Here is a 25,986-nt window from a genome sequence, read left to right as displayed (position 1 = left end):
GCGAAGCCCCGGCGCGACCGCAAGGCGCAGGGCGCCTTGGCCGGGAGCGGCGCCCGAGGCCGGCGCCACAGGCGCGGCCGGCCCATCCGCACCATTCCGCGAAAGGCCAGCGGACCCCCCAACTCCAGAGGCCGACGCCGCAGGCGAGGCCGGCCAGCCCGCGCCCCCGGCCAAGAGCAGCACCGCCTTTGGAGGATGCGCGCGCACAGCGCGCGCCGGCCCCCTTCAGGGGGCCGCAGCCAAGCCCGCCGGAGGCGGGCGCCTGGCGTAGCCGCCGCCATGGGCGGCGGCGGTGAGGGCATCAAGACCGTGCATCAGCGCAGAACCCGTCACCCCCGGCGGAGGTTCCAGAACAGCGGCGGCTGGCCCTTGAGCATGCCGGTCAGGTTCCGGCGGTAGGCGGTGGGCTGGTAGTACATGCCGGTCGGCACGTAGGGCACCTCCTCGAAGGCGATGCGCTGCATCTCCGTCGTCGCGGCCTTGGCGGCCGCGTCGTCGGGCGCGTCGAACCAGGCATCGCGCTGGGCTTCCATGGCAGGGATCACCGGCCAGCCCGGCCAGGCATTCTCGCCATGGCCGCGGATGGAGGCGTGCGAGGCCGGGTTCCAATGATCCACGCCGCTCCAGAAGGTGAAGAAGCCGGACCAGCCGCCCTGCTCCAGCGGGTTGCGGGAGGCGCGGCGGGCCACCACCGTGCCCCAGTCCGTGCTCACCATCTCCACGTTGAAGCCCATGGCGCGGAACAGCGCCTCGCCCACCAGGGTGGAGGCGTTGATGGAGGACAGGTCGGTGGCGTTCATCAGCACCAGCCGCGCGCCCATGGCGCCGGCCGCCTGCAGCTCCTGCCGCGCGGCGGCGACGTTCTTGCGCAACTTGTCCAGCCCGACGGTGGAGACGGAGGGGCTGTCGGGCGCGAAGTAGCCGATGCCCTCGCGCCGAAGGTCGGCATAGCCCTCGACGCCGGTGGTGCCGATCACCGCCGTCATGAAGTCCATCTGGTTCACGGCGGTGAGCACGGCGCGGCGCACGGCGGGGTTGTTGAAGGGCGCCGCCTGGTGGTTGGGGCGGAAGATGCCGATCAGCCCGGTGTTGTTGATGACCTCGACCTTGATGTTGTTCGCGTTGCGGCCGCGCAGGAAGCTCGGGAACAGGTCGGCGGTCGGCTGCTCCCACCAGTCCACCTCGCCGGCCTGCAAGGCGGCGGAGGCCGTGGCGGCGTCGCCCATGATGTGCCACTCGACGCGGTCGAAATGCGCCACCTTGCCGCCGGCGGTCATGCTCGGCGCGCCCTGGGCGGGCACGTAGTCCGGGTTGCGCTCGTAGGCGAGGCGCGAGCCGGGGTTCCACTCGTTGCGGATGAAGCGGAAGGGGCCGGAGCCCACGGCCTCGGTGATGTTCTGGAACGGGTCCACGTTCGCCAGCCGCTCGGGCATGATGAACAGGCAGGAGGTGGTGACCTTGGAGAAGGCCTCCAGCATCTTCGGGAAGGCCTTGTTCAGCCGGATGGAGAAGACGCGGTCGCTCTCCTCCGTCATCTCGGCCACGCGGGCCATCAGCACCTGGCCGAAGGCGTCGCGCCGGCCCCAGCGGCGGATGGAGGCGATGCAGTCGCGGCCGCGGACGGGAGTGTTGTCGTGGAACTTCAGCCCCTCGCGCAGGGTGAAGCGCCAAAGCAGGCCGTCATTCTCCACCACGTGGCCCTGCACCATCTGCGGGCGGATCTCGAAGCGCTCCGTCATGCCGTAGAGCTGGTCGAACACTAGGTAGGCGTGGTCGCGCGCCACGAAGGCGGTGTTGGTGAAGGGGTCGATGTTGCCCGGGTTGGCGTGCGGCACGTAGCGCAGCACGCGGTCGCGCGCCGGCTGCGCCATGGCGGGGGCGGACAGCGTGGCGGCGCCGAGCGCGGCGGTCGCGCCCATCAGGCTGCGGCGTTGGATCATTCCCTTGGATCTCCCAGGCATCCGGTTCGGTGGCCGGCACACTAGCAAGGGATTCGGCGCCGATGCCACGGGCTTGCGCACCCCCTGGCGTTTTGCCCGCCCACGGTCCATGGAGCAGCCATGATCGGGCAGTTCCTGCGGTTCGGGGTGGTGGGCGGCGTCGGCTTCGTCGTGGACGCCGCGGTGCTGCTGGCGGCGATGGCCCTGGGCCTGGACAAGTATTCCGGCCGCCTGCTCTCCTACCTCGCGGCCGTTTCCACCACCTTCGCGCTCAACCGCGCCTGGACCTTCCGGGACCGGCGCAGCGGCGAGGGCGGGCTGGCGGCGCAGTGGGCGCGCTTCGCCGCGCTGAACCTGGTGGGCTTCGCCGCCAACTACGGCACCTACGCCCTCCTGGTCGCCTTCACTGCCACGCACCCGGTGCTGGGGGTGGCGGCGGGGGCGCTGGCGGGCATGGGATTCAACTTCGCCTTGTCCCGCCGCTATGTATTTCGCGCGAGTTGATTTACCTCGCATCAATGGTACGGGGATAGCCTCACCAGGCGCCAGGATGGGCAGGATGACAGGCACGATCCCCGTGGGGCGCGGGCGCGCATGATGCCGCCGCGCCACGCCGCCGAGGCGGCGAAGCAGACCCCCCTCGCGCGGGCGGTCGCGGCGTGCCGCGGCCAGTTCTGGATGGTCGGCGCCTTCTCCGGCGTGGTGAACCTGCTGCAGCTCACTGTCTCGCTCTACATGATGCAGGTGTTCGACCGCGTGCTGGCCACGCGCAACACCGACACCCTGCTGTTCCTCACCCTCATCGCGCTGTTCGCCCTGCTGGTGCTGGCGGCGCTGGAGGCCGTGCGCTCCGTCGTCATGCAGCGCGTCGCCGCCTGGATCGAGCTGCGCGTGGCGCCCGAGGGCTTCCGGCGCGCCATCGAATCCCAGCTGCGCGGCCGCCCCTACCGGATGGAGGCGCTGCGGGACCTCGCGCTGTGCCGCGGCTTCCTGGGCTCGCCCGGCATGCTGGCGCTGTATGACGTGCCCTGGGTGCCGGTGTACCTCGCCGTCATCTTCATGCTGCACCCGCTGATGGGCTGGATCGCGCTGGGCGGCGCCGCGCTGCTGTTCGGCCTCACCCTGCTGACGGAGGCCATCTCCTCCGGCCTGATGCGTGAGGCCAACACCGCGGCGATGCAGAGCCAACGCCGGGCCGAGGCCATCGTGCGCAACGCCGAGGTCATCGACAGCATGGGCATGGCCCCGGCCGTGATGGCCCGCTGGCGCGAGGGCGTGGCGGCGATGACGCCGCCGCAGCAGAAGGCGGCGGACCGCGTCGCGCTGATCCTCGCCACCACCAAGTTCTTCCGGCTGGCGGTGCAGCTGGCCGTGCTGGGCGTGGGCTGCTGGCTGGTGCTGCAGCAGCAGCTCACCTCGGGCGCCTCCATCGCCGGCTCCATCATCATGGGCCGGGCGCTGGCGCCGGTGGAGCAGCTGATCGGCGGCTGGAAGGCCCTGGTGGCGGCGCGCCAGGGCTATGCCCGCCTGCAGGCCTTCCTTGTGCAGCCGCGCATCCGCCCCGCCGGCATGCCGCTGCCCGCGCCGGACGGGCGGCTGGAGGTCGAGCGCGTCTCCTTCGGCTTCCCCGGCCAGGCGGTCGCGCTCATCAAGGGGGTGAACTTCGCCCTGGCGCCGGGTGAATCCCTGGCGGTGATCGGCCCCTCGGCCGCCGGCAAGACCACGCTGATCCGGCTGCTGATCGGCACCCTGCCCGCCTCGGCCGGCACGGTCCGGCTGGATGGCGCCGACGTCTACACCTGGCAGCGTGAGGATTTCGGCCGCCACCTCGGCTACCTGCCACAGGACGTCGAGCTGTTCGACGGCACGGTGATGCGCAACATCGCCCGCATGGGCGAGCCGGACGCCGAGGCGGTGTTCGCTGCCGCCCGGCTGGCCGGCTGCCACGAGATGATCCTGCGCCTGCCGCTGGGCTACGACACCGAGATCGGCGAGGGCGGGCAGCACCTGTCTGGCGGGCAGCGCCAGATGATCGGCCTCGCCCGCGCGCTCTACGGCTCGCCGCGGCTGGTGGTGCTGGACGAGCCCAACAGCAACCTGGACGGCGACGCCGAGGCCAACCTGGTGGAATCCCTGGGCCGCCTGAAGGCCGAGGGCACCACGGTGGTGCTGGTCAGCCACCGGCCGGCGCTGGTGCAGGGGGTGGACAAGGTGCTGCTGCTGAAGGAAGGCGCCATCGAGATGTTCGGGCCGCGCGCGGAGGTGCTGAAGCGCCTGATGGCGCCGCCCCGCCCGGCTGAGGCCGCGGTGCCCGCCCCGGCCGGCGCGTTGCGGGCATGAGCGAGGTGATCCCCGCCCCGGCGGCGGCGCCCCCGGCCCGCCGGCCGCTGCCGCCGCTGGCCGTGCCGCCGCCCCACCCCCTGCTGGACGCCGCCCGCCCGCGCACCCGCTGGCCGATGCTGGTCGGGCTGGTGGTGATGGTCGGCTTCTTCGGCGGCTTCCTGGCCTGGGCCTTGCTGGCCCCGCTGGCCGAGGCCGCCATCGCCCCCGGCGTCATCAAGGTCGAGGGCCAGCGCCGGACGCTGCAGCACCTGGAGGGCGGCATCGTGCGGGAGATCGCCGTGCGCGACGGCGACCAGGTGCGCCGCGGCCAGGTGGTGATGCGGCTGGACGACGTGCAGTCCGGCGCCAACATGGAGGCGATGCGCGCCGCCCTCTGGGCCGTGCTCGCGCAGTCCGCCCGCCTGTCCGCCGAGTTGCAGGACCTGCGCGAGCCCCCCTTCCCCGCCGAGCTGACCGCCAGCCGCGACCCGCGCGCGCAGGAGGCGCTGGCCGGCCAGCGGGCGCTGTTCCAGGCCCGGCAGGAAAGCCTGCGCTCCCAGCTCGCCGTGCTGGAGACGCGGCGCGACCAGGCCGCCGCGACCATCCGCTCGGCCGAGGGCCAGCTGGGCGCCACGCGCGACCAGCTGCGCCTCATCGTCCAGGAGGAAGGGATGCGGCAGGCCCTGGTGAACCAGGGGCTGGCGCGCCTGCCGGAATTGCTGGCGCTGCAGCGCTCGCGCGCCGGGCTGGAGGGGCAGATAACCGACCTGCAAGGGCAGATCACTCGCGCCCGCGCCGCCATCGCCGAGGCCGAGGGCCAGGCCCGCGCCACGCTCGACCAACGCCGGCAGGAGGTGGGGACCGAGGCGCGCGAGGTGGCCGCCCGCCGCCACGAGGCCGAGGAGCGGCTGCGCGCCGCGGAGGACGTGGCGAACCGGCGCGAGATCCTGGCGCCGGAGGACGGCACGGTGGTCAACCTGCGCCTGTTCACCGTGGGCGCCGTGGTCCGCGCCGGCGACCCGGTGATGGACCTGATCCCGCGCGAGGACCGGCTGGTGGCCGAGGTGAACGTCTCGCCCACCGACATCGACGTCGTGTATCCCGGCCTGCAGGCGGAGGTCCGGCTGCCGGCCTTCAAGCAGCGGCTGGTGCCCTACCTGCACGGCCACGTCACCTTCATCGCCGCCGACGTGACCACCGACCCGCAAACCCGGCAGAGCCACTACCGCGCCTATGTCCGCATCGACGAGGACCAGCTGGCACGCCTGCCGGCGGTGTTCCTGGCGCCGGGCATGCCGGTGGAGGCGCACATCCAGATCGGCACGCGCTCCTTCTGGCGCTACGTCACCCAGCCGATCCGCGACAGCCTGCAACGCGCCTTCACCGAGCAGTGAGGACGGGCTAGGAAGGGCCATGACGAACGCCACGATCTTCGCGGATGGGCTGGTGGAGGCCTCGGTGCAGCACGGCGTCGTGCGGCTGACGCTGGGCCAGGTGCAGGCGGACGGCGCGCCGCGCCCCGCGGGCCAGCTCTGCGTGCCGGTGGTGCAGATGGCGGCGCTGGCGCGGTCCCTGGCCGCGGTGGTGGCACAGATCGAGGCCCGCGCCCGTCCGGCCGCCGCCCCGCCCGCGGCGGAGGCCGCCCTGCCCGGCGCCTTCACCTTCGGAGACCGCCCATGACCGCGCGCCCCCTGCTGCTTGCCGCCCTTCTCCTGGCGCTGCCGGCCGTGGCGCAGGCCCAGGGGATGCTGGGCCGCTCCGGCGCCGTGCGCCCCTCGGAGGAGCAGGCCCGCCCGCGGGAGGCGCCGCAGGGCCTGCCCGGCATCGCCGCCCGCCGCGGCGCCCAGCCCATCCCCGCGCAGGAGAACCCGGCGGGCATGAACCCCAACGACGCCCTGTTCGACGGCATCAGCCGCGGCGACCTGGGTACGGTGCGCGACGCCATCACCCGCGGCGCCGACGTGAACGCGCGCAACGCCCTGGGGCTGACGGCGCTGGACAGCGCGGTGGACCAGGGCCGGCCCGAGATCACCTTCTACCTGCTGTCCGTGCGCGGCACCGGCAGCAGCGCCCCGCCGGAGGCCGCGCCGCGCCCCGGCCGCGCCGCCCCGCCGCCGCGCGAGGCCCGCGCCCCCCGGCCGGAGCGCGAGGCCGCGCCTGCCGCCCCGGCCCGCCCGCGGCTGTTCGCCAATGATGGCGGCGCCCCGCGCCCCGAGATCGGCTTCCTGGGCTTCGATGCCGGGCGCAGCGGCGGGCCGCGCGGCTGACGCCCGGTTGCGCGGCGCGGGGCGCCTCGCCGCCCCGTTGAAGGCCGCATTCTAGCGCGCCCGCGCCGCGTCCAGGATGGCCGTGGCCTCGGGGGTGTCCAGCAGCGCCTCCAGCGGCACCGGCAGGCGGTGGCGCCAGTTCGGGCGCTCCCGGTCGGTGCCGGGCAGGTTCACCGCCACGCGCGCCCCGGCCAAGTCCTCGGCCTGCACCAGCAGCATGGCGCTCGGCGCGCTGCCGGCATGGGCGTGGAAGCGCGCCGCCAGCGCGGCGGACCACGGCGTGCTGGCGGGCAGGTCCAGGCGCCGCAGCCAATCCGCCTTCTCCGCCTCGCGCGCCGCCGCGTCGGCCGGCAGGCCCAGCGCGGCGCGCTCGCGCAGGTCGTCGCCGTGCCACCAGCCGGCCAGGGTGGGCAGGTCGTGGGTGGTGACGGCGGCGGCCGCGGCGGCGGACCAGTCGCGCGGCGGGCGTTCCTCGAAGCGCAGCACGCGGAAGGACAGCACGCCCGCGGCGTCCAGCGCCGGGCGCAGCCCCTCGGGCACGGTGCCCAGATCCTCGCCCACCACGGCGCAGGCGTGGCGGGCGCTTTCCAGCGTCAGCTCGGCCAGCAGCGCCGTGCGCGGCATGGCCAGGGAGCAGCCTTCGCTGCCCCGCGCCCCGGCGGGCAGCACGAACAGGCGCTGCACCCCCATCACGTGGTCCACCCGCAGCCCGGCCGCGTGCCGCATGTTGGCGCGCAGCAGGGCGCCGAAGGCGGCAGGCAGGCCCGGATGCAGCGGGTCCGGGCAGGGGATGCCCCAATCCTGCCCCTCCGGCCCCAGCGGGTCGGGCGGGGCGCCGACCGACAGGCCGCGCAGCAGCGGCACGTCGCCCGACCACGCCTCGGCGCCGTCGGGGGCGGTGCCGACGGCCAGGTCGCGGAATAGGCCGGGGCCGATGGCGGCCACCTGCCGGTCGCACTCCTCCTGCAGCCAGGCGTGGAAGGCGACCTCCCGCTCGTGGGCGGCGATGAAGGGCTCGACGTCGCCGTCGCGCAGGGCGGCGGGCCAGTGGCGCCAGTCCTCGTGGCCTTGCGCCTCGGCGATGGCGCAGAAGGCGGCGAAGCGGCGCAGGCTGCGCTCCGCCGGCAGGGCGGCGGGCGCGGCCTGGAAGCGCGCCCACAGCGCGGCGCGCCGGGCCGCCCAGGCGGCGGGCCAGTCCACCAGCGCCGCATCTCCCGGCGGCAGGCCCGGCACCTCCAGCAAGGCGGGCTCCAGGAAGCGTCGGTCGCTGGGCTGGTAGGGGCTGGCGCGCCCGCGCGTCACCGGCGGCAGGGCGTGGAAGGGCGAGGCGCCGGCCCAGGCCGCCCCGGCCTCGCGCGCCCGCGCGGCGAAGCGCGCGAAGGTGCCGTAGGTGCCGATGCCGGCATCCCCGGCCTCGCGCAGCGCATAGGCCTGGGCGCACAGGGCGAAGCCGCGGGCCGGCGGCGGATGCGCGGCGGCGGGCGCCGCCACGAGCGGCCGCGACCCGCCCGGGCCGTGCAGCATGTGGCGCCCTGGCGGCAGCGGCGGCAGCGCCAGGACGGGCGGGCCGCCGCGCAGCGCCACCTCGCCGCCGCCTTCCAGCGCCAGCACGAAGGCGCCGGTGTCCTGCACCGGCAGCGCCGCCGCCCGGCCTTCCCGCACCGCCAGCGGCGGGCGGCGGGCACGCAGCCGCGCCAGGGCCTCGCGCGCCTGGGCGGCGGTTTCGGCGCGCAGGCCCAGCGCGTCCAGCACGGTGCGCAGCGTCGCCTCCGGCACGGCATGGGGCGTGCCATCCACCGCGTGCCAGCGCAGCGCGATGCCGGCCTGCCCGGCCAGGGTGGCCAGCAGGGCGCCGTCCGGCGCGCCGGGCGCGCGCGGCGGCAGCGCTTCCTCGGCCAGCAGCAGGGCGGCGCGGGCGGGCAGCGCCTCCGGCGGCGTGCCGGCGCGGTCCGGTGCGGCGCTGTCAGCCAGCAGGCGCCAGCGGTGGCCGGGGCGCGGCGCGGGCAGGCGCAGCGGCCGGGCGGCGGGGCCGGCGTTCAGCGCCACGGCGCAGCGGTCGGCGCCGTCCCTCAGCACCGCCACCAGGGCGGAGGCGCCCGCCCATTCGGCATCGGCGATGGCCGGGCCTTCCGGGTGGTGCCAGCGCCCGGTTGCCGCCGTCAGCGGCGCGGCGCCGTGCAGGGCCGGGTGGGCGGCCCGCGCCGCCGCCAGCCGGGCGACGAAGGCGGCCAGTCCCGGCTCCTCCGGCGGCCAGCGCAGCGGCATGTCCTGGCACCAGGCATTGTTGTTGCCGCCCTGCGAGCGGCCGGACTCGTCGCCCATGCCCAGCATCGGCGTGCCGCGGGCGCCGAACAGAGTCAGCAGCAGCGCCCGGGCGTCGGCCGGGCTGCCTTGCCAGGAGGGCTCGTCCGGCCCGTCGCGGTTGCCCTCGCCATTGGCGTGGTTCCGCTTCGCCGCGAAGGTGACGAGGTCGCGCAGGGTGAAGCCGTCATGCGCGGCGACGTAGTTCACCGAATCGGTCAGCGGCCGGTCCCGGAACAGGTCGGTGGAGCCGGCCAGCCGCGTGGCCATGGCGCCGGCCATGCCGGGGTCGCCACGCCAGAAGCGGCGCGTGTCGTCCCGGAAGCGGTCGTTCCACTCGCCCCAGCCGGCGGGGAAGCGGCCGCCGGCATGGCCCGCCATGTCCCAGGGCTCGGCGATGAAGCGGCGGTGGCGCAGCACCGGGTCCTGCCGGCAGGCCAGCAGGAAGGGGGCGTCCTCGCGGAAGGCGCCATCCACCCGGCCCAGCGCGGCGGCGAGGTCGAGGCGGAAGCCGTCCACCCCGGCGGCCTCGGCCCAGTGGCGCAGCGCGTCCATCGCCAGGCGCAGCGGCCAGGGCTTCTCCACCGCCAGCACGTTGCCGCAGCCGGATTCATTGGTGCCGCGGTACCAGTGCGCCTCGCCCAGCCCCTTGAGCGACAGCACGGGGCCGAGCGCGTCGCCCTCGCCGGTGTGGTTCAGCACCACGTCCAGGATGACGGCGATGCCGCCCTCGCGCAGGGCGGCGACGGCCGCGCGCACCTCCGCCATGCCGCCGGGCGCCAGGCGCGGGTCGGGCGCCAGCAGGGCCACCGGGTTGTAGCCCCAGATGTTGTGCATGCCGTCGGGCAGGTGGCGGTCATCCACCCAGGCGGCGCAGGGCATCAGTTCCACGGTGGTGACGCCGAGCCCCCGCAGGTGGCCGATGGCGGCCGGGTGCGCCAGGGCGGCGAAGGTGCCGCGCAGCGCCGGGGGCACTTCCGGGTGCAGGCGGGTGAAATGGCCGACATGCAGCTCGTAGATGAAGTCCGGACGGGCGGGCAGCGGCGCCCAGGGCAGCGGCGGCAGGTCGGCCTCCAGCACCGCGCGGGCCAGCGGCGGGGCGCGGCGCAGCGGGTTGTCCAGCCGGCGCGCCCAGGGGTCGAGGACCAGGCGCTCCGGGTCGAAGCCGGGGCCGTGCAGGCGGAAGCCGTAGGCGGTGCCGGGGGCGGGGGGCGGGACGCGGCCGTGCAGCACCTCGCCCCTGCGCCCGGCCAGTTCGTGGCGGGCCACTTCCGCCTCGCCGTCGAACAGGCACAGGAAGGCGCGTTCCGCCCCCGGCGCCGGCAGGGCGCAGCCGCCGTCCGGCGCCAGCCCCAGCCTCACGCCAGGGCGCGCAGCGTGGCGGCGTAGCGCCGCGCCGGCCGCGCCCAGGACAGGTCCTGCCCCATGCCGCGCCGTTGCAGCGCCGCCCAGGCCGGCGCGTCGCGCCACAGGGCGCCGGCCCGGCGCAGCGCCGCCCCCAGCAGCGGGGCCGAGCCGGGGGCGCAGCAGAAGCCGGTGCCCGCCTCCATGGCCAGGGCGGCGTCGTTGGCGTTCACCACCGTGTCCGCCAGCCCGCCGGCGAAGGACACCACCGGCGGCGCGCCGTAGCGCAGGGCGCAGAGCTGCCCCAGCCCGCAGGGCTCGAAGCGCGAGGGCATGGCGAACAGGTCGCACCCGGCATAGACCAGCCGCGCCAGCGCCTCGTCATAGCCCAGCACCACGCCGACCCGGCCGGGGTTCGCCGCCGCCAGCGCGTTCGCCGCCTGCTCCAGCCCCGGCTCGCCGGAGCCCAGCAGCGCGAGCTGCGCGTCAACCGGCAGGGCGGCCAGCAGCAGGTCCACCCCCTTCTGCCAGGACAGCCGCCCGACGAAGCCGATGAGGGGCGCCTCGGCCTCGGCCAGGGCGAAGCGGGCGCGCAGGGCGGCGCGGTTGGCGGCGCGGCGGCCCAGGCGGCGCGCGTCGAAGCGCGCCGGCAGCCGGTGGTCGGCCGCCGGGTCCCATTCCGCGGTGTCCAGCCCGTTGGCGATGCCCTCCAGCACCGCTGCGCGGCCGCGCAGCAGGCCGTCCAGCCCCATGCCGCCCTCCGGCGTGGTGATCTCGGCGGCGTAGCCGGGCGAGACGGTGGACAGCCGCGCCGCGAACCACAGCCCGGCCTTCAGGTAGCCCACGCCGCCATGGTACTCGGCGCCCTCGGTGGCCAGGAAGGCGGGCGGCAGGCCCAGGGCGGGAAACAGCGCCGCCGGGAACTGCCCCTGGAAGGCCAGGTTGTGCACGGTGAACAAGGTGCGCGGCCCGCTGCCGGCCGCGGCCAGGTAGGCCGGCAGCAGCCCGGCCTGCCAGTCATGCGCGTGCACGGCGTCGAAGGCCATGTCCCGCGCCGCGCGGGCGCCGGCGGCGGCGAAGGCGGCGAAGCGGAGGGGGTTGTCGCCCCAGTCGCGCCCGTCCGGCCCGGCATAGGGGCCGCCGGGGCGGGCGAACAGGTGCGGCGCGTCCAGCACCAGCAGGTCCAGCCCGGCATGGGCGGCGCGCAGCAGCCGCGCCGGCCCGCCGAACAGGTCGGGGATGGCCAGCGCCGCCTCGCCGCCCGCGAGGGCCGCCATCACCGCCGGATAGCCGGGCAGCAGGGTGGTGACGGCGATGCCCTCGCGCGCCAGGGCCGCCGGCAGGGCGCCCGCCACGTCGGCCAGCCCGCCGGTCTTGACCAGCGGGAACACCTCCGAGGCGACGGCGAGGACCCTCACAGCCGGTCCAGCATCGCCTGGGTGATCAGGGTGACGCCCTTCTCGGTGCGGCGGAAGCGGGCGGCGTCGGCCGCCGGGTCCTCGCCCACCACAAGCCCCTCGGGGATGCGGCAGCCGCGGTCCACCACCACGCGGGACAGGCGCGCCCCGCGTCCCACATCCACCCGCGGCAGGATCACCGCCTCCTCCACCCGCGCGAAGGAGTGCAGGTGCGCCCCGGTGAACAGCAAGGAGCGCCGGGCGCTGGCGCCGGAGACGATGCACCCGCCGGAGATGAGGGAGGAGATGGCCTCGCCCCGCCGCCCGTCCTGGTCGTGCACGAACTTGGCCGGCGGCGTCACCTCGCCATAGGACCAGATGGGCCACTCGGCGTCGTAGAGGTCGAGGGCGGGCAGCACGTCCGTCAGGTCCAGGTTGGCCTCCCAGTAGGCGTCCACCGTGCCGACGTCGCGCCAGTAGGGCGCCGTCTCGCTGGCCGAGCGCACGCAGGAGCGCTCGAAGCGGTGCGCCACGGCGCGGCCGCGCGCCACCAGCCGGGGGATGACGTCCTTGCCGAAGTCGTGGCTGCTGGCGGCGTCGGCGGCGTCGCGCCGCAGCTCCTCCAGCAGGAAGCGCGTGTCGAAGACGTAGATGCCCATGGAGGCGAGCGCGAGGCCGGGCTGGCCGGGGATGGCGGGCGGGTCGGCCGGCTTCTCCACGAAGTCGGTGATGCGGCCGGCGCCGTCCACCGCCATCACGCCGAAGCCCCGCGCCTCCTCCCGCGGCACCGCGATGCAGGAGACGGTGACCTCCGCCCCCGCCTCCACGTGCTGGCGCAGCATGCGCTCGTAGTCCATCTTGTAGATGTGGTCGCCGGCCAGCAGCACGATGTGGCGCGGCGCCAGGTCCTCGATGATGTCCATGTTCTGGAACACGGCGTCCGCCGTGCCCTGGTACCACGCCGTCTCGCTCACCCGCTGCGAGGCGGGGAGGATGTCGAAGCTCTCGTTGCGCTCGGGCCGCAGGAAGTTCCAGCCGCGCTGCAGGTGGCGGATCAGGCTGTGCGCCTTGTACTGCGTCGCCACCGCGATGCGGCGGATGCCGCTGTTCATGGCGTTGCTCAGCGCGAAGTCCACGATGCGCGACTTGCCGCCGAAGAACACCGCCGGCTTGGCGCGCCGGTCCGTCAGCTCCATCAGGCGCGAGCCGCGGCCGCCGGCCAGCACGAAGGCCATGGCGGTGCGCGCCAGGGGTGCGCCGGCCGGCGCCTCTTGTCCGTCACGCATCGCCCGTCTCCTCCTCCTCCAGATACAAGGCGCAAAGCCCCGGCAGGTCCACCGCGGCGGCCGACAGCCCCACCGCCTCCCCTGCCCCGCCCCAGCGCGCGGCGCCGGTGTCCAGCAGCACGCGCCACCGCCCGGGGGGGATGGGCACGGCCTCGCGCCGCACGGGGGTGAAGTTCACCAGCACCAGCACCTCCGGCACGCCGTCCCCGCCGCGCCGCCGCCAGGAGAACACGGAGCGCTCGGCGTCGTCCGGCTCGATCCAGGCGAAGCCCTCCGGCGCGCAGTCCAGCGCGTGCAGGGCGGGGTGGGCGCGGTGCAGGCGGTTCAGCTCGCGCACCAGCTCCTGCACGCCGCGGTGCGGCGCGTGCTCCAGCAGCCACCAGTCCAGCTCGCGCGCCTCGCTCCATTCCCGCCACTGCGCGATCTCGCCGCCCATGAACAGCAGCTTCTTGCCCGGGTGGCCCCACATGAAGGCGTAGAAGGCGCGGAGCGTGGCGAAGCGCTCGGCGTCGGTGCCGGGGATGCGGCCGAGCAGCGAGCCCTTGCCGTGCACCACCTCGTCATGGCTCAGCGGAAGCACGAAGCGCTCATTCCAGGCATAGACCAGCCCGAAGGTGACCAGCCCGTGGTGCCAGCGGCGATGGACGGGGTCGAGCGCCAGGTAGCGCAGCGTGTCGTTCATCCAGCCCATGTTCCACTTGAAGCCGAAGCCCAGCCCGCCCTCCTCCGGCGGGGCCGTCACGCCCGGGCGGTCCGTCGCCTCCTCCGCGATGGACAGCTTGCCCGGCGGCAGCCCGGCGTGCAGCTCGTGCAGGAAGCGCACGGCGTCGGCGTTCTCGGCGCCGCCATCGGCGTTGGGCGCCCATTCCCCCGGCCCGCGCGAGTAGTCGAGGCGAATCATGGAGGACACCGCGTCCACCCGCAGCCCGTCCGCCCGGCAATCCTCCAGCCAGAAGGCGGCGGAGGAGCGCAGGAAGGCGCGCACCTCGGCGCGGCCGTGGTCGAACACCGCGGTGCCCCAGTCGGGATGGAGGCCGCGCCGGGGGTCCGGGTGCTCGAACAGCGGCGCGCCGTCGAAGCGCGCCAGCCCGTGCGCGTCGCGCGGGAAGTGCCCCGGCACCCAGTCGAGGATGACGCCCAGCCCCAGCCCGTGCGCGGCGTCCACGAAGCGCCGCAGCCCGGCGGGGTCGCCCAGCCGCGCGGTGGGGGCGAAGAACCCCGTCACCTGGTAGCCCCAGGAGGCGTCCAGCGGGTGCTCCATCACCGGCATCAGCTCGACATGGGTGAAGCCCATGCCGGCCACGTAGGGCAGCAGGCCGGCGGCCAGCTCGTCCCAGTCCCAGAAGCGGCCATCCGGGTGGCGCTTCCAGGAGGGGGCGTGGACCTCGTAGATGCTCAGCGGCGTGGCGGGGCCGGCGGGCGGCGGCGGCGCGTGCCGCCATTCGTGGCGCGGCGCGGCGGCGACGGAGGCGGTGGCCGGGCGCAGCTCGGCGGCGGCGGCGAAGGGGTCCGCCTTCAGCGGCAGCAGGCGGCCATCGGGGCCCAGCAGCTCGAACTTGTAGGGCTCGCCGGGCGCCAGCCCGGGCAGGAAGATCTCCCACACGCCGCTGTCCAGGCGGCGGCGCATCGGGTGGCGGCGGCCGTCCCAGCCGTTCCAGCCCCCCACCACCGAGACGCGGCGCGCGTGCGGCGCCCACACCGCGAAGCGCAGCCCCGCCGCGCCCTCGTGCAGGACTGGGTGCGCACCCAGGCGCCGGTGCAGGGCGGTGTGGGTGCCCTCCAGCAGCAGGTGCTCGTCCAGTGCGCCCAGGGCGGGGCCGAAGGCGTAGGGGTCCTCCACCTCCTGCCCGGCATCGGGCCAGCGGATGCGCAGGCGGCGGGTGGGCGGCGCCGGTCCCTCGAAGAAGCCGGGGGCGCGCGGCGCCAGGGGGTGCGCGACGCCGCCGGCCAGCGCCCAGGCGGCCTCCGCGCCGGGCAGCAGGGCGCGGTGCTCCCCGCCATGCGGGCCGAGCGCGGCGAAGGGGTCCGGGTGGCGGCCGGCCAGCAGCAGCGCCACCTCCTCCGCCGGCAGGGGCATCAGCCGCCCCGCGCCTGCCAGATGCCCTCGGCGTACTCGCGGATGGTGCGGTCGGAGGAGAACCAGCCCATGCGCGCCGTGTTGGTCATCGCCGAGCGCGTCCAGCCCGCCTGGTCCAGCCAGCGCGCGTCCAGCGCCCGCTGCGCCTCCCAGTAGGCGTCGAAATCGGCGGTGACCAGGAAGTGATCGTGCTCGCGCAGGGACTTCACCAGCCCGTGGTAGCGCGCCGGGTCATCGGGGCTGAACAGGCCGGAATCCAGCGCCGCCAGCACCCCCTGCAGCCGCGGCGAGGCGGCGATGGCGTCCGCGCCGCGCCAGCCCTCCTGCCGGTGGCGGGCCACCTCCTCCGCCGTCAGGCCGAAGATGCGCATGTGCTCGGCGCCCACCTGCTCCAGCATCTCGACGTTGGCGCCGTCCAGCGTGCCGACCGTCAGCGCGCCGTTCAGCGCCAGCTTCATATTGCCGGTGCCCGAGGCCTCCATGCCCGCGGTGCTGATCTGCTCGCTGAGGTCGCAGGCCGGCACCATCACCTCGGCCAGCGAGACGTTGTAGTTGGGGAGGAACACCAGCTTCAGCCGGTCGCGCATCGTGGGGTCGCGGTTGACCACGCGGGCCACGTCGTGCGCCAGCTTGATGACGAGCTTGGCGCGGTGGTAGCTCGCCGCCGCCTTGCCGGCGAACAGCTTGACGCGCGGCGCCCAGGGCAGGTGCGGGCGGGCGCGCATGTCCTGGTACAGCGCCACCGCCTCCAGGATGTTCAGCAGCTGGCGCTTGTACTCGTGGATGCGCTTGATCTGGATGTCGAACATCGCCGCCGGGTCGAGCCGCACGCCGACCTCGCGCTGCACCAGCGCGGCCAGCGCCTCCTTGTTGGCGCGCTTCACCGCGGCGAAGCGCTGCTGGGCGGCGGCGTCGCCCGCATGGGCCTCGAAGGCCCGCAGCGCCAGGGAATCGTCCAGGAAGCCGTCGCCGATGGCCTCGCGCAGCAGCGCGGTCAGCCCCGGGTTGCACTGCACCAGCCAGCGGCGGAAGGTGACGCCGTTGGTCTTGTTGACGATCTTGCCCGGCTCCAGCGCGTGGAAGTCGCGGAACACCGTCTGGCGCAGCAGCTCGGTGTGCAGGGCCGCCACGCCGTTGACCTTGTGGCTGCCCACGAAGGCCAGGTGGCCCATGCGCACGCGCCGCCCGTGCTCCTCCTCGATCAGCGAGACGCTGCCCAGCAGGCGGCCGTCGCCGGGGTGGCGCGCCGCCACGGCGTCCAGGTGCACCGCGTTGATCAGGTAGATGATCTGCATGTGGCGCGGCAGCAGCCGCTCCATCAGCCCGACGGGCCAGGATTCCAGCGCCTCGGGCATCAGGGTGTGGTTGGTGTAGGACAGGGTGCCCTGGGTGATGCGCCACGCCTCGGCCCACTCCATGCCGTGGTCGTCCAGCAGGATGCGCATCAGCTCCGCCACCACGATGGCGGGGTGGGTGTCGTTCATCTGCACCGCCACCCGGTCGGGCAGGGAATGCAGGTCGCCATGGGCGCGCAGGTGGCGGCGCAGCAGGTCCTGCAGCGCGGCGGAGGAGAAGAAGAACTCCTGCCGCAGCCGCAGCTCCTGCCCCTGCGGGCTCTCGTCGGCCGGGTACAGGATGCGCGAGATCGCCTCGGCGCGCGCGCGCTCGCTGACGGCGCCGATGTGGTCGCCGCGGTTGAAGGCGTCCAGGCGCAGCGGGTCCTGCGCGCGGGCGGACCACAGGCGCAGCGTGTTCACGTGCCGCCCGCGCCAGCCGACGATGGGGGTGTCGTAGGCCACGGCCATCACCGTCTCGGCCGGCATCCACAGCTGGCGGGTGCCGCCCTGCGGGCCCGGCACCTCCTCCACCGTGCCGCCGAAGCCGATGGGGTGGGCGATTTCCGGGCGGGCGAACTCCCAGGGGTTGGGGAAGGTCAGCCAGGTCTCGGGGAACTCCTCCTGCCAGCCGTCGCGGATGATCTGGCGGAACAGCCCGTGGTCGTAGCGGATGCCGTAGCCGAAGGCGGGGATGCCCAGCGAGGCCAGGCTTTCCATGAAGCAGGCGGCCAGCCGGCCCAGCCCGCCATTGCCCAGCGCCGCGTCGGGCTCGCTGCCCAGGACGCGCACCGGGTCCACGCCCAGCGCGGCCAGGGCGGCGCGCGCCTCCTCCAGCAGGCCCAGGTTGCTCATGTTCTCGCGCAGCAGGCGGCCGACCAGGAACTCCAGCGACAGGTAGTACACCTGCTTGCTGCCCGGCAGGGCGGTGGCGCGGATGTCGTCCAGCCAGGGCTCCACCACCCGGTCGCGGATGGCCAGGGCGGTGGCCATGAACCAGTCGCGCTCCTGCGCGCCCGCCATGCTCTTGCCGATGTCGAAGGTCAGCTTGCGCTGGATGGCCTCGCGCAGGGCGGCGGCCTGGGGGGGAAGGGCATCGGGCATGGCTGCGGCAGTGCAGCATGCCCGGGTGGCCAGGGCTAGCGGCGTCGCCGCACGGGGGCCGCCGGCACCGGCTCCGGCCCCGCCGCGCGCGCCAGGATCTGGTTGAAGGCGGCGCGCAACGGCACCTCCAGCCGGCGGTAGTTGCGCAGCAGCGCCTCCTCGTCGGGCGCCAGCAGGCCCAGGCTGCCCTGGGCCTCCTCCAGCATCTCGGCGGGAATGGCCTCGCCGGGGTCGAGCCCCAGCAGGAAGTGCTCGTCCACCCCCAGCGCCTCGGCCAGGCGGCGCAGCGGCGTGCCGCGCGGCAGCGGCCCGCCGGCCAACAGCCCGGCCACCGTGCCGGCGGGCAGGCCCACGGCGCGGTCCACCTGCTCCGGCGCCAGTTCCAGCCGCTCCAGGCGGCCCTCGATGCGCCCGGCGATGTCGCGGCTCATTCGCGCTCCCCCGTCACCTCCACGCGGCGCTCCAGCGCCTCGCGCACCCACAGGCGCTGCACCACGGCCAGCGCCACCACGGTGATGGGCGCGGCTAGCACCACGCCGGGCAGGCCGAACACCGTGCCGGCCGCCACCACCCCCACCACCAGCACGAAGGCCGGCACGTCCACCAGCCGCTCGCCCACCAGGGGCGAGAGCAGGTTGCTTTCGAGTTGCTGGATGAGCAGGAAGGCGCCCGCCGTCCAGAGCAGCGCCTCGCCGCCCTGCGACGCCGCGACCAGCAGCGCCGGCACCGCGCCGATGAAGGCGCCCAGCGTCGGCACCACCTCCATCAGCCCGGCGAACAGCCCGATGGCCAGCGGCGCCGGCAGGCCGAGCGCCCAGGCGGCCAGCCCGGCGGCGACGCCCACGCAGGCCATGGCCAGCAGCGTCGCCAGCAGCCAGCGGCGCAGGGCCCGGCCCAGCGTGGCCAGCACCTCCTCCACCTCCTGCGTCAGCGCCTTGGGGAACAGCTTCACGAAGCCGCGGCGGTAGCGCTCCGGCTCCAGCGCCAGGTAGGCGCCGCCCACCACGGCCAGCGCCACGGCGGCCAGCGCGTCCATCACAATCCGCCCCAGCCCGGCCAGCTGCGCCAGCATCCCCTCGCTGACGCTGCGCGCCTCTTCCGGCACGCGCAGGCCCAGGCGCTGCTCCAGCCCTTGCAGGGCGCCGGGCAGCGCCTGGCTCAGCTGCGCCACCTGGGCGGCCATCTGCGAGCCGACCAGCGCCACCGCACCCACCACGGCGCCGATGATGAGCAGCCCGGCCGCCAGCAGCGCCCACTTGCGCCCCAGCCCCAGCCGCGCGCAGAGCTGCCCGGCCGCGCCGTCGAGCAGGATGGCGATCAGCACCGCGGCGAAGGACACCAGGATGGCCTCCCGCGCCGCCCACAGCAGCAGCAGGAACACCCCCAGCCCGGCCGTCATCAGCAGGCGGCGCAGGAAGCGGCGGTCGTCGTCGGGAAGGTCCATGCCGCCCCAAGCCGCCGGGAACGGCAAGGTTTCAGCCCACCTGCCGCAGCCATTCCCGGAGGTTGTAGAAGTTGCTCACCCGCGTGATCCGACCGTCGCGCAGCGCGAAGAAGGCGCCCACCGGCAGCATGTAGCCCTGGCCGCGCGCCGGCGGCAGGCCGGGCTCGGCGGCCAGGTAGATGCCATGGATGGTGAACTCGGCGGCGGCGCGGCCCCCATCGGGCGTGGCCATCACCACAAGGTCGCGCACCTCCTCGCGATAGGCGCGGGCCATGCGCAGCAGGAAGGCGCGGAAGGCGTCGCGCCCGGCCTCGCGCCCGCCCTGGTTGACGTCGTGCTGCACGTCCTCGGCCAGCAGGGCGCACATGCTGTCCCAGTCCCCGGCGTTGAAGGCGGCGTAGTAGGCGCGGATGGCGTCTTCGGCGGTCATGCGGCGGTGGATGCCACCGCGGCCTCGGTCACCGCAAGCCGGGCCAGGGCGGCGGCGGCGCGGCAGGGCTCGATGACGGGCAGGCCGGATTCCTCGGCCGCCAGCGCGGCATGGCCGGCCAGCCCGGCGCAGCCGAGGATGAGCACCTCGGCGCCCCGCCCGCGCAGGGCGTGCGCGGCGGCGGCGATGCGCGCGCGGGGGGCGAAGGGGTCGGTCAGCACCTCCATCGGCAGGCCCAGCGGCTCCCACGCCGCCAGCCGCGCCTCCAGCCCCATGGCGCGCAGCACGTGGCGGTGCCGCGACTCGGATGCCGCGGTGAAGCCCAGCACGCCGATGCGCTCGGCCCGCGCCACCGCCGCCGCCACCGCGCAGCGGAACATGCCCAGCACCGGGCGCGGCGTCGCCTCGCGCACCGCCTCCAGCCCCGGGTCGCTGACGCAGGCGATGACGTAGGCGTCCGCCGGATGCGCCGCCACGAAGCGGCACAGCGGCTCGGCCACCGCGAACCAGTCCCGCCAGGAGGCGATGGCCGGCGGCCCGCCGGGCAGGGAGGCGACCGCCAGCCCCGGCCCGAAGGGGGCGATCGCTTCGGCGATGCCCGCCGTGCAGGCCGCCGACGCGTTGGGGTTGATGAAGAGGATGCGCCGGTCCATCACGCCCCGAAGCTTGGCAGGCGGCGCCCCAACTTGCCATGCTCTCCCGAAAGGTCGCATTGTGCAGCGCAACATGCCTGACGCCCCCTCCCCGCCCGGCACGCCCTGGCCCCGGCCCCCGCTCGGGCAGGCGCTGTGGCGCGGCGCCTGCAACCGCTGCCCCATCTGCGGCCAGGGCCGGGTGTTCCGCGGCTTCCTGCGCGTGGTGGAGCGCTGCGAGTCCTGCGAGGCGCCGCTGGGCTCCCTGCGGGCGGATGACGCGCCGCCCTACTTCACCATCTTCATCGTCGGCCACCTGTTCATCCCGCCCATCCTGTGGGCCGAGAAGGCGTACGAACCCTCGGTGATGTTCTACGCCCTGGTGGTGCTGCCGCTGTTCGCCCTGGCGACCACGCTGCTGCTGCGGCCGGTGAAGGGCGCCACGGTGGGGCTGATGGCGCGGCTGAACATCGCGGGCACGCTGTAGCCCCATGCCCGACCGCCGCCTGGTCCGCATCGAGCTGCCGGACGCGCCCCCGCCGCCCTCGGCCTATGCCGAGGCGGACCGCCGCCAGGCGGTGGAGGACCTGCTGGCCGGCAACCGCTTCGACCCGGTGGGCATGGGCCCCGGCCCCTTCGCGCTGCACCTGATGGTGCGCGAGGGGCGGCTGGTGCTGGACGTCCGCGACGCCGCCGACCAGCCGCTGCGCGCCATCGTGCTGGTGCTCGGGCCGTTCCGGCGGCTTATCAAGGACTACCACATGCTGGTCGCCACCCACGAGGAGGCGGTGAACGCCGGCGCCATGGACGCGCGTGTGCAGGCGATCGACATGGGCCGCCGCGGCCTGCACAACGAGGCGGCGGAGCTGCTGATCACCCGGCTGGAAGGCCGCATCGGCCTGGATTTCGAGACGGCGCGCCGCCTGTTCACCCTGGTGGCGGCGCTGCACGCCCGGGTTTAGCCCGGCGCCTGGGGCAAGCGAGGGACCATGAAGCTCAACGGCACCGCCTACCGCAGCGTCTGGACTGAGGGGGATGGCGACGTCCGCATCCTCGACCAGACCAAGCTGCCCTGGGAGCTGGACATCCTGCGCCTGCGCAGCTGGGAGGAGGCCGCGCACGCCATCCGCACCATGCAGGTGCGCGGCGCGCCGCTGATCGGCGCCGTGGCGGCCTACGGCGTGGCCCTGGCGATGCGCGAGGACCCGTCGCGGCTGGACGAGGCGCTGCACACCCTGGCCGAGACGCGCCCCACCGCCATCAACCTGCGCTGGGCGCTGGAGCGCCAGCGCTCGCGCCTGCACAACCTGCCCCCCGCCGAGCGCCGCGAGGCCGCCTATGCCGAGGCCGCGGAGATCGCCGACGACGACGCCGAGACCTGCCGGCGCATCGGCGAGAACGGGCTGCCGCTGCTGGAGGCCATCGCCGCGCGCAAGGGCAAGGTGAACGTGCTGACCCACTGCAACGCCGGCTGGCTGGCCACGGTGGACTGGGGGACGGCGCTGGCGCCCATCTACATGGCGCACGACAAGGGACTGGACGTCCACGTCTGGGTGGACGAGACGCGCCCGCGCAACCAGGGCGCGGCGCTGACCGCCTTCGAGCTGGGCGGCCACGGCGTGCCGCACACCGTGGTGGCGGACAATGCCGGCGGCCACCTGATGCAGCACGGCGAGGTGGACATCGTCATCGTCGGCACCGACCGCGTCACCCGCACCGGCGACGTGGCGAACAAGATCGGCACCTACCTGAAGGCGCTGGCCGCCAAGGACAACGGCGTGCCCTTCTGGGTCGCCCTGCCCCATTCCACCCTGGACATGGAGGTGCGCGACGGCGTGGCCGAGATCCCGATCGAGGAGCGCGCGGGCAGCGAGGTGACGGAGCTGACCGGCCGCACGGCGGATGGGCGGATCGAGACGGTGCGCGTGGCGGCCGAGGGCAGCCCCGCCGCCAACCCGGCCTTCGACGTGACGCCGTCGCGGCTGGTGACCGGGCTGATCACCGAGCGCGGCCGCTGCGCGGCGAACGAGGCGGCGCTGCTGGCGCTGTACCCCGAGAAGGCGTGACGCCCTATTCGGCCGGCACCGTGGTGGCGGAGCCGGCCGGCGCGGCGACCAGGCGCAGCAGCCCCCCGAGGAACAGCGCCGCGCCCGCGGTCCAGAGCAGCGCGCCGAGGATGGCAACCGCCGGCGGCGCGCCCGCCACCGCCAGGGCGATGCCCAGCGGCAGGACGAAGGCGCCCGCGCCCGACACGGCGAGGTGCATCCGCGCCAGCGGCGCCTCCGCCATCGCCGGCCAGGCCCGGTAGGCCAGGCCGAACAGCGCCATGGAGGCCCAGCCGAGCAGGTTCAGGTGGGCGTGGACGGGGGCGAAGACGAAGTCGTGCGCCACGCCCATCCAGATCCCCATGCAGGAGCCGGCGAGCAGCGACAGGGCCGACAGGACCATGAAGCACAGCGCGAGGCCAGCCGCGCCGTCATGCGCCCGGGTGAAGGAAGGTGTCATGCGCTGCGTCTCCGAGCCTGCGGGGCTTGGAGCACGCTGGCCGGCGGCGCGCAGTGACCTGCGTCACACCGGCCCGGCGTTCAGGCCCGCGCGAGGATGGCGGCCTGCTGGCCACGCTCCAGGCAGGCCATGCCGCTGGCCAGCAGCAGCCCGGCCACCGTGACCATCAGGGCCGGGGCCGCGCCGATGCTGCTGCCCTGCGCGAACAGGAAGCCGACGGCGCCGAGCACCAGGGCGAGGCCGGAAAACACGAGGACCAGACCGATACGCTGCATGGCAGCACCTCCTGCGACAATTTTGAGCATGGGGGTGCAGCGTGGCGAAAAAGCGGCGGCGCCATGCGCATTGCGTGGCGCGGCCATGCATGGAAGCCTCGGCCCCCGAGACGAGGAAGGACCACGCGAATGACGCGCACCCTGCTGGCCGGGCTGCTGGCCGCCACCCTTTCGCTGCCCGCCCTCGCGCAGTCGCCGCAGCCGCCGCTGCGCTGCGCGGTGGACGGCACCTTCGCCCCGCACGCCTTCCCCGACGGCCGCGGCGGCGTGCAGGGCTTCCAGGTGGACATGTTCCGCGAGGTGGCGCGCCGGCTGGGGCGCGAGCTGGTGGTGGACAGCGCCTCCTTCTCCGGCCTCATCCCGGCGCTGAATGCCGGGCGCTACGACTTCCTCTGCGCGCCGGTGACGGTGACGCGGGAGCGCGCGGAGGCGCTGCTGTTCACCGAGGGCTACCTCTGGACCGCCCTGCAATTCGGCATCCGCCGCGGCAGCGCGCCCATCCGTTCGGAGGAGGATCTGCGCGGCAAGACCATCAGCGTGAACAAGGGCACCCCCTACGAGCAATGGGTGACGCGCAACGCCGAGCGGCTGAACCTCACCCTGCTCGCCTTCGACACCCAGCCCGACGCGGTGCAGGCCGTCATGGCCGGACGGGCCTATGCCAACCTGTCGGGCAACACGGTGATCCGCTACTCGGCGTCGCGCACGCCGCTGTTCATCGCCGACTGGGTGCTGCCGGGCACGCAGCTGCACTGGGGCGCGCCCTTCCGCCGCGATTCCGGCGCGCTGCGCAACCAGGTGGAGGATGTGCTGGCCTGCATGAAGCGCGACGGCACGCTGGCGCGCATCAGCGAGCGCTGGTTCGGTGACCGCCCGGGGCCCGAGCAGGCGGAGAACATCGTGTTTCCCGGCTACGGCCCGCCCGACCTGCCGGGGCATGACGCGACGGCGCAGAACCCGACCTGCGGGTGAGTTTTTCCGACAGCTTCCTCAACGCCCGCGTCGCGGCGGAATACGCGCCGAAGATCATCGAAGGCATGGGGGTGACGGTGGTGCTGGCGCTGTGCGTCATCGCCGCCGGGCTGCTGGCCGGGCTGGCGCTGGCGGTGCTGCGGGCCATGGGGGTGCGGCCGCTGAACTGGCTGATCGTCTTCACGGTGGACCTGTTCCGCGCCGTGCCGCCGCTGGTGGTGATCGTGCTGCTGTATTTCGGCCTGCCGGCGGCCGGGCTCGCCCTGCCCGGCTTCGCCGCCGCCTGGCTGGCCCTGTCCCTGGTGCTGATGGCCTTCGCGGAGGAGATCTTCTGGGCCGGCATCACCACCGTCGCCAAGGGGCAGTGGGAGGCGGCCCGCGCCCTGGGGTTGCGCTTCCTGCCCTGCTTCTTCCTGGTGGTGCTGCCGCAGGCGCTGCGGCTGGTGATCCCGCCGCTGGTCAACCGCACCATCGCCGTCACCAAGGGCACGGCGCTGGCCTCGGTGGTGGCGGTGCCGGAGATCCTGGGCGCGGCGCAGGCCGGCGTGTCCTTCTCCTTCAACCCGACGCCGCTGACGCTGGCGGCGCTGGCCTACCTGGCGCTGTTCCTGCCGGTGGTGCTGCTGGGCCGCTGGGTGGAGCGCCGCTGGCATGTTCGCTGACGCCTTCCTGAACGCCGAGGTGCTGGCCGAGGCCTGGCCGCTGCTGTGGATGGGGCTGGTGCAGACCGTGCTGCTTTCCCTGCTGGTGGTGCCGGTGGGGGTGCTGGGCGGGCTGCTGCTGGCGCTGCTGTCGCTGGCGCGGTCCCGGCCGCTGCGCTGGGCGGTGGCGGCCTGGGTGGACGTGTTTCGCGCCCTGCCGCCGCTGGTGCTGCTGGTGCTGGTCTATTCGGGGCTGCCCTTCGCCGGCGTCGAGGTCTCGGCCTGGGGGGCGGTCGCCATCGGCTTCTTCCTCAACACCGGGGCGTATTACGGGGAGATCCTGCGCGCCGGCATCGCCTCCGTGCCGCCGGGCCAGATGGAGGCGGCGCGTTCGCTCGGCCTCACCCGCGCCCGCGCGCTGCGGCTGGTGGTGCTGCCGCAGGCGGTGCGCAACGTGCTGCCCGACCTGCTGAGCAACACGCTGGAGGTGGTGAAGCTCACCTCCATCGCCGCCGTGGTGGCCCTGCCGGAGTTGCTGTTCCAGGCCCGGCAGGCGCAGAGCCTGTCCTACAACGCCACGCCCATCCTGGCCGCGGCGGCGCTCTACTTCGCCCTGCTGTGGCCCCTGGTGCGCCTGCTGTCGCGGCTGGAGAACCGCGCGCCGCCTCAGCGCACGGCGTAGACGTCGTAGGTCGGGCCCTCGGGCGGGCGCATCCCGGTGCCCACCGCCAGCACGCGGTTCATCCAGTCCAGCCGCGGGGCCGCCGTCTCGAAGCGGATGGCGGTGCGGAAGTAGTAGGCGGCCGGGTCCACCGCCTCGCCGGCGGCCAGCCGGGCCAGCGCCTCGGCCGGGCCGGTGCGCAGGCCGGTGTAGGACATGAACACCTCCTCCCCCTCCGCCGTGCGCAGCACCAGCCGGACGTCCATGTGGGCGGTGCCGTCCGGCTCCACCCGCAGCCAGTCGGCGCCGGCGCTGCCCAGCACCTCGCCGCGCAGGGACGGCCCCTCGAACCGGCCGCCGCGCAGCGGCACCACGCGCAGCTGGCCGCCGCGCGCCGCGGCGCCGCTGGCCATCAGCGGCGGCCCGACTTCGATCACCAGCCGGAACAGGAACTCCAGCGCGGGGGCGGGCAGGTTCACCGCTGCCGCCAGGGCAGGCCGGCGGCCTTCCAGCCGCTGACGGTGCCGCGGTGCCCCTCGGCGTCCACCGGCCCCTCGAAGCCGTCGCTGACGTTGAAGCCGTGCGGGAAGCCCGCCATCTGCGCCGCCTGCGCCGCCGCCAGCGAGCGCGCGCCGGAACGGCACAGGTAGTACACCTTGCTCTCGGCGGTGACGCCGGCGCGGCGCAGGTGCTCGGCGAAGTGGTCGTTCACCTGCATGGAGGGAAACACCTGCCAGGGAATCAGCACGACCTGCTTGTTCACGCCCGACAGCTCGGGCACCCCGACGAAGTTCCACTCGGCGTCGGTGCGCACGTCCACCAGCACGGCGTCGGGGTCTTCCTGCAGGGCGCGGAAGGCGGCTTCGGGGGAAACCTCGGGCACGCTGGCCATGGCTGGGCCTCCTTGCATCAAGGGTTGGTGCCCGCAGCATGGCGCGACGGAGGCGGTTTGCCCAGGGCTTGGGCAATTCGGGGGCCGCGGCGGGGATGACGGGAAAACCCCGCGCTTGCATCCCCGGCCCGCCCTCGGGAAAGGTGGCGCGCAAAGCACCCG

23 protein-coding genes and 2 pseudogenes are annotated in these 25,986 nt (G+C 74.8%); 11 read left to right on the top strand and 14 right to left on the bottom strand.

Annotated elements, in window-relative coordinates; translation table 11 throughout:
- Window positions 1-329: 329 nt before the first annotated feature.
- A complete protein-coding gene (locus ACI6QG_RS02175; protein WP_407022915.1) occupies window positions 330-1,940 on the bottom strand; it encodes an ABC transporter substrate-binding protein in 1,611 nt (536 codons plus the stop codon).
- Between the two features lie 120 nt (window positions 1,941-2,060).
- On the opposite strand from ACI6QG_RS02175, the gene ACI6QG_RS02170 reads away from it, so the two are divergent.
- The 5 genes from ACI6QG_RS02170 to ACI6QG_RS02150 all read left to right on the top strand — a co-directional run bounded on the left by ACI6QG_RS02170 (window position 2,061) and on the right by ACI6QG_RS02150 (window position 6,529).
- The gene (locus ACI6QG_RS02170) at window positions 2,061-2,444 is read left to right on the top strand and encodes a GtrA family protein (RefSeq protein ID WP_407022914.1); all 384 of its coding nucleotides are present in this window, start codon (window positions 2,061-2,063) and stop codon (window positions 2,442-2,444) included.
- Window positions 2,445-2,534: 90 nt separating this feature from the next.
- Window positions 2,535-4,280, top strand: coding sequence for a type I secretion system permease/ATPase (locus tag ACI6QG_RS02165; RefSeq protein WP_407022913.1), 1,746 nt, complete (start codon window positions 2,535-2,537; stop codon window positions 4,278-4,280).
- Window positions 4,277-5,656, top strand: a complete 1,380-nt coding sequence (locus tag ACI6QG_RS02160) for an HlyD family type I secretion periplasmic adaptor subunit (protein ID WP_407022912.1) — start codon at window positions 4,277-4,279, stop codon at window positions 5,654-5,656. The genes ACI6QG_RS02165 and ACI6QG_RS02160 overlap by 4 nt, the downstream gene beginning before the upstream one ends.
- 19 nt (window positions 5,657-5,675) lie before the next feature.
- Window positions 5,676-5,942, top strand: coding sequence for a hypothetical protein (locus ACI6QG_RS02155; RefSeq protein WP_407022911.1), 267 nt, complete (start codon window positions 5,676-5,678; stop codon window positions 5,940-5,942).
- Window positions 5,939-6,529, top strand: coding sequence for an ankyrin repeat domain-containing protein (locus tag ACI6QG_RS02150; RefSeq protein ID WP_407022910.1), 591 nt, complete (start codon window positions 5,939-5,941; stop codon window positions 6,527-6,529). Before ACI6QG_RS02155 ends, ACI6QG_RS02150 begins: the two co-directional genes overlap by 4 nt.
- A 51-nt stretch (window positions 6,530-6,580) precedes the next feature.
- On the opposite strand, the gene ACI6QG_RS02145 is transcribed toward ACI6QG_RS02150, so the two are convergent.
- The 9 genes from ACI6QG_RS02145 to ACI6QG_RS02105 are packed head-to-tail and all read right to left on the bottom strand — an operon-like array spanning window position 6,581 to window position 19,899.
- On the bottom strand, window positions 6,581-10,192 hold the full coding sequence (locus tag ACI6QG_RS02145; protein ID WP_407022909.1) for a 4-alpha-glucanotransferase: 3,612 nt from the start codon (window positions 10,190-10,192) through the stop codon (window positions 6,581-6,583).
- On the bottom strand, window positions 10,189-11,592 hold the full coding sequence (gene glgA / locus ACI6QG_RS02140; protein WP_407022908.1) for a glycogen synthase GlgA: 1,404 nt from the start codon (window positions 11,590-11,592) through the stop codon (window positions 10,189-10,191). The genes ACI6QG_RS02145 and glgA overlap by 4 nt, the downstream gene beginning before the upstream one ends.
- Window positions 11,589-12,857, bottom strand: a complete 1,269-nt coding sequence (glgC, locus tag ACI6QG_RS02135) for a glucose-1-phosphate adenylyltransferase (protein ID WP_407022907.1) — start codon at window positions 12,855-12,857, stop codon at window positions 11,589-11,591. Before glgC ends, glgA begins: the two co-directional genes overlap by 4 nt.
- Complete coding sequence (gene glgB / locus ACI6QG_RS02130) at window positions 12,850-14,934, bottom strand: 1,4-alpha-glucan branching protein GlgB (RefSeq protein WP_407022906.1); 2,085 nt, start codon at window positions 14,932-14,934, stop codon at window positions 12,850-12,852. The genes glgC and glgB overlap by 8 nt, the downstream gene beginning before the upstream one ends.
- Window positions 14,934-17,372, bottom strand: coding sequence for a glycogen/starch/alpha-glucan phosphorylase (locus tag ACI6QG_RS02125; protein ID WP_407022905.1), 2,439 nt, complete (start codon window positions 17,370-17,372; stop codon window positions 14,934-14,936). Before ACI6QG_RS02125 ends, glgB begins: the two co-directional genes overlap by 1 nt.
- Before the next feature lie 35 nt (window positions 17,373-17,407).
- A complete protein-coding gene (locus ACI6QG_RS02120; protein ID WP_407022904.1) occupies window positions 17,408-17,803 on the bottom strand; it encodes a hypothetical protein in 396 nt (131 codons plus the stop codon).
- Window positions 17,800-18,816, bottom strand: coding sequence for an AI-2E family transporter (locus tag ACI6QG_RS02115; RefSeq protein ID WP_407022903.1), 1,017 nt, complete (start codon window positions 18,814-18,816; stop codon window positions 17,800-17,802). Before ACI6QG_RS02115 ends, ACI6QG_RS02120 begins: the two co-directional genes overlap by 4 nt.
- Window positions 18,817-18,847: 31 nt before the next feature.
- Window positions 18,848-19,246 carry a ketosteroid isomerase-related protein gene (locus ACI6QG_RS02110; protein WP_407022902.1) on the bottom strand — a complete coding sequence of 133 codons (399 nt, stop codon included), beginning with the start codon at window positions 19,244-19,246 and terminating at the stop codon, window positions 18,848-18,850.
- Window positions 19,243-19,899: an aspartate/glutamate racemase family protein gene (locus ACI6QG_RS02105; protein WP_407022901.1), complete on the bottom strand. Its 657-nt coding sequence runs from the start codon at window positions 19,897-19,899 to the stop codon at window positions 19,243-19,245. The genes ACI6QG_RS02110 and ACI6QG_RS02105 overlap by 4 nt, the downstream gene beginning before the upstream one ends.
- Here ACI6QG_RS02105 and ACI6QG_RS02100 point away from each other — a divergent pair.
- From ACI6QG_RS02100 to mtnA, 3 genes and pseudogenes are all read left to right on the top strand, one after another.
- Window positions 19,841-20,275 (top strand): annotated as a pseudogene (locus ACI6QG_RS02100) (DUF983 domain-containing protein); the annotation flags it as partial. The gene ACI6QG_RS02105 and the pseudogene ACI6QG_RS02100 overlap by 59 nt on opposite strands.
- A gap of 50 nt (window positions 20,276-20,325) precedes the next feature.
- Window positions 20,326-20,840, top strand: a pseudogene (locus ACI6QG_RS02095) (UPF0262 family protein); the annotation flags it as partial.
- A 27-nt stretch (window positions 20,841-20,867) separates the two neighbouring features.
- The gene (mtnA, locus tag ACI6QG_RS02090) at window positions 20,868-21,944 is read left to right on the top strand and encodes an S-methyl-5-thioribose-1-phosphate isomerase (RefSeq protein ID WP_407022900.1); all 1,077 of its coding nucleotides are present in this window, start codon (window positions 20,868-20,870) and stop codon (window positions 21,942-21,944) included.
- Window positions 21,945-21,948: 4 nt separating this feature from the next.
- On the opposite strand, the gene ACI6QG_RS02085 is transcribed toward mtnA, so the two are convergent.
- Together ACI6QG_RS02085 and ACI6QG_RS02080 are read right to left on the bottom strand one after the other, a co-directional pair.
- Window positions 21,949-22,383 (bottom strand): hypothetical protein, encoded by a 435-nt coding sequence (locus tag ACI6QG_RS02085; protein ID WP_407022899.1) that lies wholly within the window; start codon window positions 22,381-22,383, stop codon window positions 21,949-21,951.
- Between the two features lie 80 nt (window positions 22,384-22,463).
- Window positions 22,464-22,658 (bottom strand): hypothetical protein, encoded by a 195-nt coding sequence (locus ACI6QG_RS02080; RefSeq protein WP_407022898.1) that lies wholly within the window; start codon window positions 22,656-22,658, stop codon window positions 22,464-22,466.
- 129 nt (window positions 22,659-22,787) lie between these two features.
- Between ACI6QG_RS02080 and ACI6QG_RS02075 the strand changes: the two genes are divergently transcribed.
- Genes ACI6QG_RS02075 through ACI6QG_RS02065 form a run of 3 tightly spaced genes read left to right on the top strand, consistent with a single transcriptional unit; the run spans window position 22,788 to window position 24,953 of the window.
- A complete protein-coding gene (locus ACI6QG_RS02075) occupies window positions 22,788-23,630 on the top strand; it encodes a transporter substrate-binding domain-containing protein (RefSeq protein WP_407022897.1) in 843 nt (280 codons plus the stop codon).
- A complete protein-coding gene (locus ACI6QG_RS02070; RefSeq protein WP_407022896.1) occupies window positions 23,627-24,292 on the top strand; it encodes an amino acid ABC transporter permease in 666 nt (221 codons plus the stop codon). The genes ACI6QG_RS02075 and ACI6QG_RS02070 overlap by 4 nt, the downstream gene beginning before the upstream one ends.
- Window positions 24,282-24,953, top strand: a complete 672-nt coding sequence (locus tag ACI6QG_RS02065) for an amino acid ABC transporter permease (protein WP_407022895.1) — start codon at window positions 24,282-24,284, stop codon at window positions 24,951-24,953. Before ACI6QG_RS02070 ends, ACI6QG_RS02065 begins: the two co-directional genes overlap by 11 nt.
- Here ACI6QG_RS02065 and ACI6QG_RS02060 read toward each other — a convergent pair.
- A complete protein-coding gene (locus ACI6QG_RS02060; protein ID WP_407022894.1) occupies window positions 24,938-25,411 on the bottom strand; it encodes a DUF3237 domain-containing protein in 474 nt (157 codons plus the stop codon). The genes ACI6QG_RS02065 and ACI6QG_RS02060 overlap by 16 nt on opposite strands.
- Window positions 25,408-25,824, bottom strand: a complete 417-nt coding sequence (locus ACI6QG_RS02055; RefSeq protein ID WP_407022893.1) for a rhodanese-like domain-containing protein — start codon at window positions 25,822-25,824, stop codon at window positions 25,408-25,410. The genes ACI6QG_RS02060 and ACI6QG_RS02055 overlap by 4 nt, the downstream gene beginning before the upstream one ends.
- Window positions 25,825-25,986 lie beyond the last annotated feature (162 nt).

It is taken from the genome of Sabulicella flocculans (assembly GCF_045449635.1).
Classification (GTDB): domain Bacteria; phylum Pseudomonadota; class Alphaproteobacteria; order Acetobacterales; family Acetobacteraceae; genus Roseococcus.
This window is presented reverse-complemented; position numbering and strand designations above follow the sequence as displayed.